General features: G+C 65.8%; 14 protein-coding genes. 10 read left to right on the top strand and 4 right to left on the bottom strand.

Annotated elements, in window-relative coordinates:
- The first annotated feature begins 3 nt into the window (after positions 1-3).
- Both KF857_01280 and KF857_01285 read left to right on the top strand, forming a co-directional pair.
- Entirely contained in the window at positions 4-594 is a 591-nt protein-coding gene (locus tag KF857_01280) for a sigma-70 family RNA polymerase sigma factor (protein ID MBX3110614.1), read from the top strand.
- A complete protein-coding gene (locus KF857_01285) occupies positions 591-1,328 on the top strand; it encodes a hypothetical protein (GenBank protein ID MBX3110615.1) in 738 nt (245 codons plus the stop codon). Before KF857_01280 ends, KF857_01285 begins: the two co-directional genes overlap by 4 nt.
- Here the strand turns inward: KF857_01285 and KF857_01290 are convergent.
- A complete protein-coding gene (locus KF857_01290; GenBank protein ID MBX3110616.1) occupies positions 1,304-3,208 on the bottom strand; it encodes a glycoside hydrolase family 15 protein in 1,905 nt (634 codons plus the stop codon). The two genes, KF857_01285 and KF857_01290, sit on opposite strands and share 25 nt — an antisense overlap.
- Positions 3,209-3,211: 3 nt before the next feature.
- Positions 3,212-4,594, bottom strand: coding sequence for an MBL fold metallo-hydrolase (locus KF857_01295; GenBank protein ID MBX3110617.1), 1,383 nt, complete (start codon positions 4,592-4,594; stop codon positions 3,212-3,214).
- A 29-nt stretch (positions 4,595-4,623) separates the two neighbouring features.
- Here KF857_01295 and KF857_01300 point away from each other — a divergent pair, with 29 nt between their 5' ends.
- From KF857_01300 to KF857_01310, 3 genes are read left to right on the top strand one after another with little or no spacing between them, the layout of a single operon-like run.
- Positions 4,624-5,331: an MTAP family purine nucleoside phosphorylase gene (locus tag KF857_01300; GenBank protein MBX3110618.1), complete on the top strand. Its 708-nt coding sequence runs from the start codon at positions 4,624-4,626 to the stop codon at positions 5,329-5,331.
- The gene (locus KF857_01305) at positions 5,328-6,224 is read left to right on the top strand and encodes a hypothetical protein (protein ID MBX3110619.1); all 897 of its coding nucleotides are present in this window, start codon (positions 5,328-5,330) and stop codon (positions 6,222-6,224) included. The genes KF857_01300 and KF857_01305 overlap by 4 nt, the downstream gene beginning before the upstream one ends.
- Positions 6,225-6,256: 32 nt before the next feature.
- On the top strand, positions 6,257-6,787 hold the full coding sequence (locus KF857_01310; protein ID MBX3110620.1) for a DinB family protein: 531 nt from the start codon (positions 6,257-6,259) through the stop codon (positions 6,785-6,787).
- Positions 6,788-6,861: 74 nt separating this feature from the next.
- Here KF857_01310 and KF857_01315 read toward each other — a convergent pair whose 3' ends face one another.
- Positions 6,862-7,485 carry a flagellar basal body-associated FliL family protein gene (locus tag KF857_01315; protein ID MBX3110621.1) on the bottom strand — a complete coding sequence of 208 codons (624 nt, stop codon included), beginning with the start codon at positions 7,483-7,485 and terminating at the stop codon, positions 6,862-6,864.
- Between the two features lie 128 nt (positions 7,486-7,613).
- Between KF857_01315 and rocD the strand changes: the two genes are divergently transcribed.
- From rocD to pheT, 4 genes are read left to right on the top strand one after another with little or no spacing between them, the layout of a single operon-like run.
- A complete protein-coding gene (rocD, locus tag KF857_01320) occupies positions 7,614-8,891 on the top strand; it encodes an ornithine--oxo-acid transaminase (GenBank protein ID MBX3110622.1) in 1,278 nt (425 codons plus the stop codon).
- A gap of 8 nt (positions 8,892-8,899) precedes the next feature.
- Entirely contained in the window at positions 8,900-9,922 is a 1,023-nt protein-coding gene (pheS, locus tag KF857_01325) for a phenylalanine--tRNA ligase subunit alpha (GenBank protein MBX3110623.1), read from the top strand.
- On the top strand, positions 9,919-10,299 hold the full coding sequence (locus tag KF857_01330) for a VOC family protein (GenBank protein ID MBX3110624.1): 381 nt from the start codon (positions 9,919-9,921) through the stop codon (positions 10,297-10,299). Before pheS ends, KF857_01330 begins: the two co-directional genes overlap by 4 nt.
- Positions 10,296-12,323, top strand: coding sequence for a phenylalanine--tRNA ligase subunit beta (gene pheT, locus KF857_01335; GenBank protein MBX3110625.1), 2,028 nt, complete (start codon positions 10,296-10,298; stop codon positions 12,321-12,323). The genes KF857_01330 and pheT overlap by 4 nt, the downstream gene beginning before the upstream one ends.
- On the opposite strand, the gene KF857_01340 is transcribed toward pheT, so the two are convergent.
- Complete coding sequence (locus tag KF857_01340) at positions 12,241-13,620, bottom strand: hypothetical protein (GenBank protein ID MBX3110626.1); 1,380 nt, start codon at positions 13,618-13,620, stop codon at positions 12,241-12,243. The genes pheT and KF857_01340 overlap by 83 nt on opposite strands.
- 85 nt (positions 13,621-13,705) lie before the next feature.
- On the opposite strand from KF857_01340, the gene KF857_01345 reads away from it, so the two are divergent.
- The gene (locus KF857_01345; protein MBX3110627.1) at positions 13,706-14,227 is read left to right on the top strand and encodes a TlpA family protein disulfide reductase; all 522 of its coding nucleotides are present in this window, start codon (positions 13,706-13,708) and stop codon (positions 14,225-14,227) included.
- Positions 14,228-14,230: the final 3 nt, after the last annotated feature.

Here is a 14,230-nt window from a genome sequence, read left to right on the forward strand (position 1 = left end):
TGGATGCCAGTGGCGATTACAATCGCTTTGCCGACAATGGTGGGCGTCCGTGACCAGCGGCAACCAATGAGTCTGTTTGCCCGGCCCCGGGACTTCGAGTCCAGTGTGCGCGACGAGCTACCCGTGCTCTATCGCGTGGCGCGGCGCATGGGGTGCACGTCCGAAGAGGCGGAGGACTTGGTCCAGACCGCTCTGGTCAAGGCGTACCAAGCCTGGAGCCGCTTCGACGGCCGTCACCTCCGGAGTTGGCTGGTGCGCATCCTGCGCAATGAAAGGCTCATGGCCCTCCGTGGCGCCAAGCCGACGACGAGCCTGGACGAACCCGAGGCCGGTGAGGTTGCTGAAGCCCCGTTCTGGGACAAGCTCGCCTGGAAACTCGAGGCCGACCAACTCTTGGCCGAGCTTGACCGGCTGCCCGACATCTACCGCGACACCGTCCACCTATGCGACGTCGAGCAACTCTCCTACGAGGAGGCCGCCGACGTGATGGACGTGCCCGTCGGCACGGTGCGCTCGCGGCTGTTCCGCGCCCGTGCCCTGTTGCGCGACCGCCTCAACTCGACCTTTGGCGACCCCCAGGAGGCCCGGTCATGACGCGGTTTGACTGGCAGGCCTATGACGACGGCTCGATGGACGTGGCCACCCGCGCCCAGGCAGAGCAAGCCCTCGCCACGTCCGACCAGGCACGCCGCGAACTGGAGCAGTTCCGGGCATTTCGCGTCCAGCTGCGCGATGCGGCCATGGCCGAGCCCGTGCCCGTCGAACGATTGCAGGCGCGGCTCCAAGTGGTGGTCCGTCCGGGGCGTCCCGCCCGCACGTACCGCGTCGCCACATGGACGGCCGGCCTCGCCGCCGCCGCATGCCTGGCGGTCGTCTTCGTCCTGGCCCGGGCGCCCCGCATCGACGAGGTCAGCACGCCGGCCGTCGCGATCGAGACAACCGTCCATGAGCCGCGGGCCGTGCGCGACTGGCTGGCCAGCGGCACCGGCCTCCCTGTCCCCGAGATCCGCCTTGCCGGGCTCGACGCCTCCATCGCCGGAGCGAGCCACGGGAAGGACTGGATCGCCTGGAAGGTGACGATGTGCGGCGACGAGTACGTCATCTACGGCCGCGAGAGCAACAACTGGTTTGACCATGCCACCGAAATCCAGACCGGCCTGAAGCCCATGTACGTCGACGGCAAACACGTCGGCTGGTACTGCGGCATGGGCATGGCCTACATCGTCAAGGGCGGCACCGAAGAGGGACGCCTGCAACTGGCGAAAAGGGCCTGCATGGAGACCCCCTCCGCGGTCAAGATGAGTCAGTCGCCGGCCGAACGGACCTGACACAGCCGCACTGTCTCGAGTACCTCGACGTGGCTCCATGGGAGCGGGCTCACGCTGAGCGGCTCACCTGTCTCCGGGTGATATTGCTCGGCCAGGACGTAGGTCGTCTCGGCCCTCGCAACCGCCCAGTCCAACCAATTCCTCGCCTGGACTAGGTCTCCCAGCCGGGCCCGGGCCTGAGCCACCCACATCGCGGAGATGACCCACGGGTTACCCGGATAGTCGTCCGACTGCCGAAAATAGTAGTCCCCGGCATACCTCGCCACGCCCCCGACGGGCGACTTCACACCGAGGTCGGCTTCCACCCACGCGACGGTGTCGCGCAGCAGCTCCAGGTCTTGGGAAAAGGAGGGTCTGAGGAGCCCGGCGAGGACGCTGGAGTCGGGGGTGTCGTCCACGGTCGCCCTGGCGCCGTCGCGACGGACAAACATCCGGGCCAGACGCCCGGTCACTGGGCTCGTGAAGAGCGCGGACGCCTGGCTGCGCATCCGGTCGGCGGCGGCGCGCAACTCCTCCGGGTCGAACCCGCGGTCGTGGGCGGCGAGGTAGCCGGCCGCGTCCCGTAAGGCGTCGACCACCGTGGCGGTGGTCCAGAAATGGACGCCCCGACGCTCCTCCCACAAGTCCCAGCTGGGCAGCGGTAAGCCGTCGTCGGCCCGGTGGTCGAGCATGAACTGGGCCAACGCCTTGACGAGCGGCACGTAGGCAGGGTCGTCCTTGGCCCCCTTGGCCAACATCGAGACGTAGAGCGCGGTCTCGTCTTGTTGGAACGGCACCTCGGGGCCTTCCTCGGTGGTCCAGGGATGCCAACTCGCTGCGACGCTCCCGCTGGGCAGATACTTCTGCAGAAAGTACGGCTTGTAGCGGTCGGCCTGGTCCCCCAAGATGTCGCGGCCAAAGGCGATCAAGTTTTGGACGCACGTGGTGTGGCCGTTCTCCAGACACTGCATCGCCGCGACGCTGGCGTCGCGGAACCATACCGACCCGTAGGTCGCCCGGTTGGTCTGCATGATGTCGCTGTCGAGGCTGGCCACCAGCCCACCCTCCTTGGCGTAGTGGGCCTCGATGATCTCCAGGCTCTGGGCGCACAGGCGGTCGACGGGTCCGCCCAACCCAGTCGCGGGGACGGTCACCGGTCGGCAGGCAAACCAGTCGTCGTCCAACGACCCGACGAGGGCGCGGTGCTCACGCTCGATGTGGGGCGCCTCGGTGGCCGCGGCGGTGACAACCCATAAGGGTACCGAATCACCAGGGCCGATCGGAAGGCTGATCCCCATTGTCGAGTCAACGCTGCCCTGTTCGACCGGCTTGCCGCTCAGATGACCGTCCTCGGCGTCTTTGTAGGTTCCCAGGAACCCGTTGAACGCCTTCATGCCGCAGGCCCACTGGTCCATCGCCCGGCCGTCGTCCATTTGGAATCCAAATGATATGTAGACCTGGTCTTTGTAGTGGACGACCGCGCCAAGGCCAGGGTGATAAAAGGCGGTGTCCCCGATGTCGGTCTCGTTGATCCGCAGGTCGTGAGTCTGAAACAGCCGGACCTCGCGGTGCCACCGGGCGAGGTTGCGGACGGTCAGACGGCGGGCCCACCAGTCGTGGTGCGGGTGCACCGTCTCGACGATGGTCACCTCCAACTCCAAGGCGGAGTTGTGGAGCCGGGCCTCGGCGACCAGCGAGCCGACCCGGTAGGCCTGGTGGCACTCCCACGCCCCCTCGTCACACCATTCGAACCGCCCGTCCACCCACACGCCTAGCCGGACCTTGTGAGCCGACAGGTGGTTGGGACAACCGACTTCGGGATAGAAGAGGTCGCGGACGGAGTGGCGGCGGTCCATCGCCACCGTGAGCCGGTTGTTGCCGAGAACGACAGGTCGCGGCATCGGTCAGAGTGCGAAGGACTGTCCCTGCGCCGGGATCTCCGTCTCCCAGCCCAGTTGGTCTTTGATCCTCTGCTGGAGCGCCAGTTGGGCCGACGGTTCCCCGTGGACGATGAACGTCCGTCGGGGAGCCGTTTTGAAGTTCGACAGCCACCTCATTATCTCTTGATAGTCGGCATGGGCGGACAGCATGTCCAGCTTTTCCACCGACGCCCTGACATCGACGTCGTGTCCAAAGAGCCGGACGGTCGGCGCACCTTCCAACAGGTCGCGCCCCAACGTGCCTTCGGCCTGATAGCCGGTGAAGAGCACGATCGTGGACGGGTCGCCGACATGGGCGAGAAGGTGGTGGGTGATGCGCCCGCCGGTCAGCATGCCGCTGCCGCTGATCACAATGAACGGCCCCGGGGCGTTGTTGAGCGACTTGCTCATGTTGCGGTCCCGGACGAACTGCACGATGTCGCGGCGGAACGGGCTGTTGCCCTCGGTCAGGTCGACGTGCAGGTCGTCGTCGACGTCGTCCCCAGGTTCCATGTAGAGGAGCGTCGTGGCCGTCGCCATCGGACTGTCCACATAGACCGGCATGTCGGGGAACCGGCCCTCCTTGTGAAGCTCGTTGAAATACCACAGCATCTCTTGGGTCCGACCGATCGCAAACGACGGCACGAGGACGACGCTCTGGTCACGCCAGGCCCGGTCCAGTATCTCGGCGATCTTCTCCTTTGCGTCACCCTGCCCGTGAAGCCGGTCGCCGTAAGTGCTTTCGACGACCAGGTACTCGGCGTGCTCGACTGGCGTGGGGTCTTTCAGGATCGGACGGTCGTAGCGCCCCAGGTCGCCGCCCATCAAGATGCGTTCGCCATTGTCAAAGTAGATCTCAGCGAAGGCCGAACCTAGGATGTGTCCGGCGGGGATGTACCGGAAGGTCGCACCGCCGGGCAGGTCTTTGAAGTCGTAGAAGTGGACCGGGACGATGTGCTTCAGCGCCTCGTAGGCGTCGGCCTCGGTGTAGAGCGGCAAGGCGTGACCATGGCGGCTGGTCTGGTGCCGGTTATGGTAGTTGGCCTCTTCTTCTTGCAGCCTGCCGCTGTCAGGAAGGCTGACCTTGCACAGGCCGAGCGTCGACTTTGTGGCGTAGACCGGGCCGCGGAACCCCTCGCGGACCAGCTTGGGCAGGAGCCCGATATGGTCGGTGTGGGCGTGGGTCAGGACGACGGCGTCAAGGTCACGGGGCTCGAAGGCGAAAGGTTGCCAGTTCCGTTGGCGGAGTTCGCGGCTGCCCTGGAACAGCCCACAGTCGACAAGGATCTTCTTCCCGTTCGCGGTGATCAAGTGCTTGGAACCGGTGACGGTCTGTGCCGCGCCGTGGAAGGCGATGCTCTGGGGCATGCCGGATTATGGCGCGGTAAGCTCCGGGGGTGCTTCGCGCTGACGTCGGATTGATCGGGGGGACTGGCGTCGGTTCTCGTCTGGCCGGGCTGGGAGGCACCCCGTTCTTGTTGCCGACTCCCTTCGGGTCCGCCCGCGGCCGGTTGGTCCAGTGGGAGGGATTGACCCTGGCCTTGGTCAGCCGCCACTCGGCCGGGCACAAGCTGCCACCCCACGCCGTGAACTACCGGGCTATGGCGCACGCTCTCCGCCGGCTGGGGGTGAAGGGATGCCTGGCCACCGCCGCGGTCGGGTCGCTGAAGAAGGAGGTGGGCGTCGGCAGCATGCTCGCGTGCACGGACCTCGTCGACCTCTCCGGACGGAACCTCACCCTCTTTGACCTCGAGGTCAACCACGTGGACATGGGCTCATGCTTCCCCCTGGCCTCGGCACTCGCCCAAGACGATGTCAAAGTCGGCGGGGTCTACGTGAACGTCAACGGCCCCCGGTACGAGACGCCGGCCGAGATCGTCGCGATGGCCCGGCTGGGCGACGTCGTCGGCATGACCGCCGGATCGGAAGCGGTCGCCTTCCGCGAGGCCGGGGTGCCCTACGGCTGCCTCACCATTGTGAGCAACTTGGCCGCCGGGCTGGGCGGCGAAACCCTGGAGCACGGCCACGTCACCGACGTCCTGGAGTCGCTCGGCCCCCGCGTCGTCGAGAATCTGCTGTCTGCGGCGCGGCGAGTCGGCACATGAAGCCCGTCCCCCGCCGCACCCTCACCCTTGCCCTCGCCCTGACCCCTGGTGTCGGGGGGAAGACAGTCACCCGGACATTGACCCGCAACGACCTCTTGGGCCGGACGACCGCCGAGTTCCTGAAGGTCGGCGAGGCCGCCCTCCGCGAGGAATACCGGTTCACCGCCAAGGCCGCCGCCGCCTGGTGCGCCTCGCCCCGGGGCTGGATCGAAGAAGCCGAGTCGCTCTTGGCCAAGCTGGACCCGTTCGGGATCACTTTGGTCACCGCCGCCGACGCCCACTATCCCCGCAGTATCGAGGCGATCGACCCCGACCCTCCCGGCGTCCTCTACCTCTACGGCAACACCGCCTTGCTGGAGTCACGGACGTTCAGCGTGTTGCTTTCCCGCGGCGCGCCAAGCGACGCCCTCGCGAAAGCCGAGGCCATCGCCGAAGAAGGTGTCCTGCAGGGACGGACGCTGGTCAGCAGCCATGACACGCCGGAGTACCAGCGCACCGCCGTCGTACCCCTGCGTTGGGGGGCGCCCCGGACGATGGTCTTTGACGCCGGGTTCTTCTCGGTGCTGGGCGACAGTCTGAAGGAGGAGCCGTTCCGAGCCGCGCGACTGTGGCGGTTCGAGTTCGACGCCCGCACCGACCTTGCCGTCAGCGCCGTCCATCCGTTCAAGCCCTTCCACCCGAACGCCAACCGGGTGCGCGACCGGCTTGTGGCAGGCCTGTCACAGGAGATCAGCCTGGCGTGGGTGAAAGCGGGCGGCAACATGGAAAGGCTCGCCCGACTTGCGGTGAGGTCGGGCCGGCCGGTGCATGTCTCGCCCGACTCGCCGGCGTTCGAAGTCGTCCGCGCCTTCGGCGGCCGTCCGATCGAGCCGACCCGTCGGAACTCGCCATGACCAGTCGCCGACCAGGCCGGTAAGATTGCGCCATGTCCGACCTGGCCGGTCTAGCCCCTTATCTGGCGATGTTCGACGAGTACTACTTTGAGGTAGGCGAAGCTTTCAGAGGGCTGGCCGACGACAAAGTGTGGAGACGCCCTGACCCGTCTATCCTCTCCGTCGGCGAGTTGGCCGGGCACATCGCCTATTGGGAAGCGGTGCGCTACGCCGGTGGCTCAGAGGGGCAGACGTGGGAATCGCAGGCCGCGACCAGCCGGATCGAAAGCCCCCTCGTCCGTCCCCACTTCCGCTACTACACGACCACCGTCGCCGGTCCCCTTCCGGCAGGCTTGGAGACGATGACCGCGGCACAAGTCCACGCCGAGTTGGTCCGCGTCCATAAGGAGTCGATGGAATCCCTGGCCGCCTCGGGCGTCGGCCTTGACGACCCGGTCCCCGGATGGCCCGCCGACACGACCGTCCGCGGGTTCCTGTCCTATTCCCTGTTCCACATCTCCTACCACACGGGCCAGATGTACACCGTGCGCCACCTCCTGGGCGACGAGACCCCTGACAACTAACTGGCCCCACAAAAAGCAAGAAGCGCCGCTTTCATGCGACGCCTCTGCCTGTCGGTTTGCCTAGAGTCTGACGGTCAGTATTTCGCGGGTAGAAAACTCGGGAAAAACACCATCAAGACCGGCCCCTCGTCGGACTGCCATTCGGGATGTTCGCGTTCGTCGAGGGGTGTCCGCTCGAACTTCTCTTCCTCCGGGGCGGCTTCCTCCTCCCCCTTCTTCTTTTTCTTCTTGGACTTTTCCTCGGGTACTGCCTCGCCCTTGGCGATCTTCTCCGCCTTCTCCTGCAGTTCAATCTCGTGGTTCAGCTTCCACGCGATCTTCTCCTTGAGGGTCGCGATGCCGTCGGCGGTGGCGATGTCTTCCGGCTTCGTCTCGGCCAAGACCATCTGGACGGCGTTCCGCATGACCGGGTCGCCCCCCTTCCCGCCGCCGTGTCCCTCGCCCTCACCCTCGACCTTGAAGTCCTTCTTCAGTTGGACGACGACCTGCACCTTGAGGTACGTGTGTCCGTCGGTCAGTTGCGCGGTGAACTCACCGAGGTCCATCTTGGTCTCCCCGAGCATCACCGCCGGGGGGGCCGTCGGCTTCTTCTTGCCGCCCATCATAAAGTAGCCGCCGCCCGCCAGGACGACCACCGCTACCAAGATCACCGGCAATTTGCCTTTCTTCTTCGGCTGGTCCGCTGCTTCTTCCGACATCCTTAGTGTCCCTTGAGACAGGTGTTCCACATCTCCCCGCAAAAATCACATGGCCCCAGGAAGCCCCGTCGGAGTGCCTTCGGCCCGATGGGGTGGTGCATCGGACGGCGATAGGTCAAAATGACCTTATGGCAGCGTCAACGGGCGTTTCGTTGTGGCAAGCGATCAAGGAGCGCGGCGTCCACGCTGCCGTCGCGGCCCTGACCGCCGAGGAATCGGTCGCCCTCACCAACCAAAACGGCACCCACAACTACAAACCCCTCCCCGTCAACATCGCCCGTGGTGACGGCGCCATCCTCTGGGACAGCGACGGCAAGGAGTACATCGACTGCCTGGGCGCGTATTCGGCCGTCAGCCACGGCCACCTCTCCCCCACCGTGGTCCGGGCCATCCGCGAGCAGCTTGAACTCGTGACGATGACCTCCCGCGCCTACTACACCAGTGAGGTCGCCCTGTTCCTTCACGCCGTCGCTGAGTTCTGCGAACTCGACATGGTCTGCCCGATGAACAGCGGCGCCGAGGCGATCGAGACGTGCATCAAGCTGATCCGTAAGTGGGCCTACACCGTCAAGGGTGTCCCCGACGACCAGGCCGAGATCATCGTGTTTCAGGACAACTTCCACGGCCGCACGACGACCATCGTCGGGTTCAGCACCGAGGAGGGCTACAAGCGCCACTTCGGGCCGTTCACCCCAGGGTTCAAGGTCGTCCCCTTTGGAGACATCGACGCCCTGAAGGCGGCGATCACCCCGAACACCGCCGCCGTCCTGGGAGAGCCGATCCAGGCCGAGGGAGGCATCCTCATCCCACCCGACGGCTACCTGGCCGAAGTCCGTCGCCTCTGCACCGCCAATAACGTCCTCCTTTGTTGGGACGAGATCCAGTGCGGCCTCTACCGAACCGGCAAGAAGTTCAGTTGGATGTACGAGGACGCCAAGCCAGACATCATGGCGGTGGGCAAGGCCCTGGGGGGCGGCGTCCTACCCGTCTCCGCCGCAGTCGGCACCAAGGAGGTCATGGAGGTCTTCAAACCGGGTGACCACGGCAGCACCTTCGGGGGCAACCCGTTGGGCTCGGTCGTCGCCCTGGCCGCACTGGCCGAGATGGAGACCTCGGGGTTTGGTGAGCGGGTGACCCGGCTCGGCAAGACCGCCCACGACTTCCTCACCGCGATGCCGTTCAAGCAGGTCAAGGAGGTCCGCGCCCGGGGCCTGCTGATCGGCGTCGAAGTCGACGAGACGGTGGACATCGCCGCCCTGACCGACCAGTTGCTGGCCAACGGCCTGCTGACCAAGCAGACCCGCCAGCGAACTTACCGGCTCACCCCGCCCCTCGTCATCACCGACGACCAACTGATGGAGGCCCTGCGCCGGTTCGAGCGGAGCCTGGCCGCGGTCCTGGACTGATGGGCGGCATGGCGAACACGTCGTACCAGGAGCTGTCGGAGACCCTGACCAGGCTGGAAGGTGAGGTGGCGGTAGGAATCGCCAGGTCGACGACGACGGCCGAACTGGGCGCGGCTTTCCTTCCCTACATGGGCAAGAGCGGTTCGCTGACCGGCCTGATGAAGGGTATCGGGGCGCTCTCGCCCGAGGAGAGACCCCGGTTCGGAGCCCAGGTCAACGAGGCCAAGGCGAGGATCCAGGCCCTCCACGATCAAAAGGCGCTCACCCTCAAGGCGGCGGAACGGGCCGTCCAATTCCAAGACGAGGCGATCGACATCACCCTCCCCGGTCGGCCGCCAAGAATGGGTCAAGAGCACATCCTCAACCAGACCGTCCGCAAGATCAAACGCGTCCTGGGTTCGATGGGGTTTGTCTACGCCGAAGGGCCGGAGTTGGAGCAGTTCAAGTACAACTTCGACGAACTGAACTACCCGCCCGACCACCCGGCGATGGACGCCCAAGACACGTTCTACATCACCGACGACCTGATCCTCCGGACACAGGGCACCGCCCTCCAGGGCCGCGTCTACGAAACGGTGAAGCCCCCCCTGCGATACTTCACCGTCGCCCGCACCTTCCGTAACGAGGCGGTCGACCGCACCCACGGCCACACCTTCCATCAAGTGGACTGCTTCATGGTCGACGAAGGGGTCTCGATGGCGCACCTCAAGGGCACTCTGGGTGCGTTCGCGTCGGCGATGTTCGGTGACGAGGCCAAGGTCCGGTTCCGGCCTGACTTCTTCCCCTTCGTCGAACCAGGCGTCGACTACGCCGTCTCGACCCCCAAACTCTTCGGTGGCCGGTGGGTGGAACTGGGTGGCGCAGGGATGGTCCACCCCAACATCCTCGAACGACACGGTATCGATCCGGAGCGGTACTCCGGGTTCGCCTTCGGGCTCGGGGTGGAGCGGATCCCCATGATGGCCCACGGCGTCGACGACCTCCGCAACTTTATGGACAACGACATCCGCTTCCTGGAGCAGTTCCCATGAGTCTGATCGCCGGTCTCCACCACTTGGCCATGCCGATGCCCGTCGGACAAGAGTCCGCCGCCGAGGCGTTTTACGTCGAGCTCCTCGGCTTCACCCGGGTCGAGAAGCCGCTCCACCTTCGGTCTATGGGCGGGGCCTGGTTCCAAATGCCCGACGGCCGCCAACTGCACCTGCAGTCCGAGCCCGACTTTCACCGGTGGACCAAGCCCCACCCGGCCTTCGCCGTCCGTGACTTGGACGGGCTGGCCGCCACGTTCGAGTCGCGCGGCATGACCCCGCACTGGGACGACCGGTGGACAGGGGTGCGGAGGTTCTACTGCGCCGACCCGTTCGGCAACCGGTTGGAGTTTGTCGACGCGGGAGACGTCGGCCTGTGAAGTTCACCGAGTCGATGATCCGGGACTGGGTCGAGACCTCGCTCAGTGCCGAGGAACTTGGCGACCTTCTGACCATGACCGGCTTTGAGCTGGAAGAAATCACTGTCGAAGAGGGTGAGCCGGTGCTGGACGTGAACATCATGTCCAACCGCGGCGACGGGGCCAGCGTGCTTGGCATGGCCCGCGAAGTCCTCGCCAAAGACCCCGGCGCACGCCCGACGGAGCTCTATGACCGGGCCGTCGCGAGGTTCCCCGCCACCGACACGGCCGCCCGCGACGTCTACGGCCTGGCCGACGTGCGGATTGAGACGCCCGCCTGCACCCGGTTCGCCTGCCGGGTCTTCGAAGGCGTCACCAACGGGCCCTCACCCGCATGGGTCCAAGACCGTCTCCGCAAGATCGGGCAACGCCCCGTGTCGTTACTCGTCGACCTGACGAACTACGTCATGTTCGAGACCGGTCAGCCCCTCCACGCCTACGACCTGGACAAACTCGGCTCCCAGATCGTCGTGCGGGAGGCCCGCGCCGGCGAGAAGCTGGTCACCCTGGATGAAAAGGAGCACGAACTTCAGCCCGGGCAGATGATGATCTGCGACGCGGACCGGCCCGTCGGCGTCGCCGGGGTCATGGGGGGCCTCGACACCGAGTGCGGGCCCGGCACCACCCGGTGCCTGCTGGAGTCGGCCAACTTCAACAACCAGTCGGTGAGGAAGACGCGCAAACAACTGGGCTTCTTCACCGAGGCGAGCTTCCGCTTCGAGCGCCATGTCGATCCCCAGGGCGTCGTCGCCGCTCTCAACCGCTTTGCCGAGCTCTTGGAGGCGGCGGGGGGGCCACGGCCCGTCCCCGGCGTCATCGACGTCTACCCTCGGCCGCTCGCCAACAGCCCGGTCCGTCTCCGCGTCGACCGGGTCGACATGATCCTGGGCCTGAAGGTCGAGCCCGAGGCGGTGAGGGGGTACCTCGACCGACTGGGCTTCGAAGTGACGCCGGTGTCTGACCGAGAGTTTGACGTGACCGCCCCGACGTGGCGCGTCGACATCGCCCGCGAAGACGACTTGGTCGAAGAGGTCGGTCGTGTCCATGGATACGAAAAGATCCCCGAGGCCATGCCCGCAGGCACGACCTCGGTGGGTGGGACCCACGGCGCCGACTTCTTCATCGACAAGTTGGCCCTGAGCATGGTCCGATGTGGCTTCACCGAGGTCGTGAACCACACCCTTCGCGACCTGCATCCCCTCGACAAGGGCGGGCGGCGCGTGCTGGTCCGCAACCCTCACTCGCCGGAGATCGCCCACCTGCGCGACAGCCTGCTTCCCGGGCTGGCAGAGAGTTCGGCCCGAAACGGCAACGCCGACCTCATGCTGTTCGAGACTGGCCGGGTTTTCAACGGTGACGTCGAGTCGGTGGCCCTCGGCATGCTGGCGGTCGGCCGACCCGACCGGCCCCATTGGCAAGGCGACGACTCGCCGGTGGCCGACTTCTACACGCTCAAAGGGGTGGTCGAAGCGGCCTTTCGCGCGATCGGCTCCCCCGTCACCCTACAGAAGGGCGAAGACCCCCGGCTTCACCCGACCCGGTCCGCGGCCGTCACGGTGGAGGGTCGCCAGGTGGGCATGGTCGGCCAAGTGCATCCCGACGTGGCGGAAAGGGCCGGCCTACCGACGGAGACCGTCCTCGGCGAGTTCGACCTCACGTTCTTGCACGACCTGAGGCCCGTCGACCTTCCCCTGAAGTCCTTGAGCAGGAACCCCGCCGTGCGCAGGGACATCAGCATGCTGTTCGCCAAGTCCGTCCCCTACGCGGACATGGCCCGGGCCATCGTGGACGCGGGAGGTCCCCTCCTAGAGAAGCACTGGCTCTTCGACGTCTACGCCGGCAAAGGTATCGAACCCGGCCAGCACAGCCTCAGCTTTGCCCTGCAACTCCGCAAGGCCGGCGCTAACCTGACAGACGCGGAAGCGAACCAGGTGCGGGACTCGGTCGTGGCGGCGCTTGGACAGCTGGGTGGGAGAGCGCGCTGACGACGATCTGCCCGCCCAGCACGGTCAACCCGGTGACCAGCAAGGCCCAGTACACCGACGGCCAGTAGTAATAGTGGGCGAACTCCTTGAGCCACGCCATCGGGAGGAACGTGAGCAGGGCGCACAGCCAAGCGAACGCCAACGTCCACTTCTCCCGTGACATCGCCGACCGGACGACCAGCCCGACGTTGCCGTGTGTTTGGAACAGATAGACGAAGGGTGTCCCGGTGAGGAAAATGAGCCAGTCGTCCTGAAGTTGGGAAAGGAACAGCGACGTGGCCCCGTGGGCCGGAAACGCGAAGTCGAGGATCGAAATGGCGACCCCTGGGCCGTTGCGGAACTGTTGGGCCTGGTAGCCGCTGACGTCGCTCGGCACCAGCTTCTTGCGCAGGACGACGTAGCCCAACAAGACAGCCCAGAACACGGCATGGGCCCACCAATGCGGACGCCGGCCCTGTGACCGGACCAACACGGCGACACCGAAGATCGCGGCAGGCAGCATGACGGCTTGCTCATAGCTGGCCAAGGCCAAGGCCGTCGCCAAGACGGCGACCGCAAGCCACAGTCCGTCGGTGGCCCGGGCCTTGGCCACGAAGGTGGTCCGGCTTGCGACCGGCTCGTCTTCGGCAGTCGCCTCTGGCAACGGCAGTCGAGCGGCGCGGAGCCGCTCGAACCGGGCATAGGCGGCCGTCGCGACAAGGCAAAAGACTGTCATGACGGTGGCAGTCCGGCCCGGAAGCCACGCCACGGTCCGGCTGGCGAAGGAGACGGGCGGCCAAGTGTGACCGGCAAGGAAGAACAGGGCCGCCGAGCCCATGAGTGTCGGCCCGACGCGCCTCCAGCCGTGGCGGAACGGCGCGACCCAGACCACCACCGCGCCCACCAATGCCGCCAGGCTCAGCCAGTCGGAGACCGGCCAGTTCAGATGCCATGCCCCAAAGAGAAGCGAACTGACACCCGCCGCCCAGGGCTTGTCGGTGAGCTCGCGGACAAGCCAAAAGACCAAGAGGACGCAGGCGGCCCCGATCAACGACTGGGTGAGGCCATAGCCGCCCGCGTCGTCGCCATGGGCCCAGTTGTCAAACTCAAACGCCAGGGTGCTGACCGGCCGATAGAAATGGTTGGCGAGGGGCCAGTCTCCCCCAAACCAACTCAGGGGGTCGTGGCGGGCCCGGAGGTTGGCGAGGAGCACCGCAGTGTCCGAGTCGCGCAGCATCGCCGCCGAGGTCGGATGGGTCACCACCAACTGGACCACGCACACCAACGGGAGGACCAGCCACGGCAACCAGCGCTTCACGGCGGAGATTATGCCCATTTTGAAGCTAAAATTGGAGTGAGGCGGAATCCCGCGGGCGGGAATACGTTGAATGGATAGGACAACCATGACGAAATACGCATTTATCGGCTCCGTCGTCTTCTGCGCCATGGCGGCGGGCGTCTATGCCGTGCAACACGCCAAGGTCGCTTCGTGGAAGGGCAAGAAGCTCCCCGCCTTCACCATGAAGACCGTGGACGGTAAGACCGTCACCAACTCGACCTACAAGGGCAAGGTCTTGGTGCTTGACTTTTGGGCGACTTGGTGCGCGCCGTGTCGGAAGGCTTCGCCGACGTTCCAAGCCCTCCATAAGAAGTACGCATCGAAGGGTGTGGTGGTGCTGGGCGCCGACGTGATGGAAGAAAAGCCCGGCCCTAGCCACGGCAAGAAGTATGCGGCCGACCACAACTACACTTATACGTTCACGACAGGCGGTGAAGCCCTCCACAAATCGCTAGGCGCGACCGGCGTCCCCGTGTTTGTGTTCGTCGATAAGAAAGGGGTCGTGCGCGAAATCGCCGACTCGTTCGACGCCGCCAAGGACCCTGCCCGCTTCGACGCTATCGTCAAGAAGCTTGCCGCCGAGTAATCC

This window comes from Fimbriimonadaceae bacterium (genome assembly GCA_019638795.1).
Taxonomy (GTDB): Bacteria; Armatimonadota; Fimbriimonadia; order Fimbriimonadales; family Fimbriimonadaceae; genus JAHBTB01.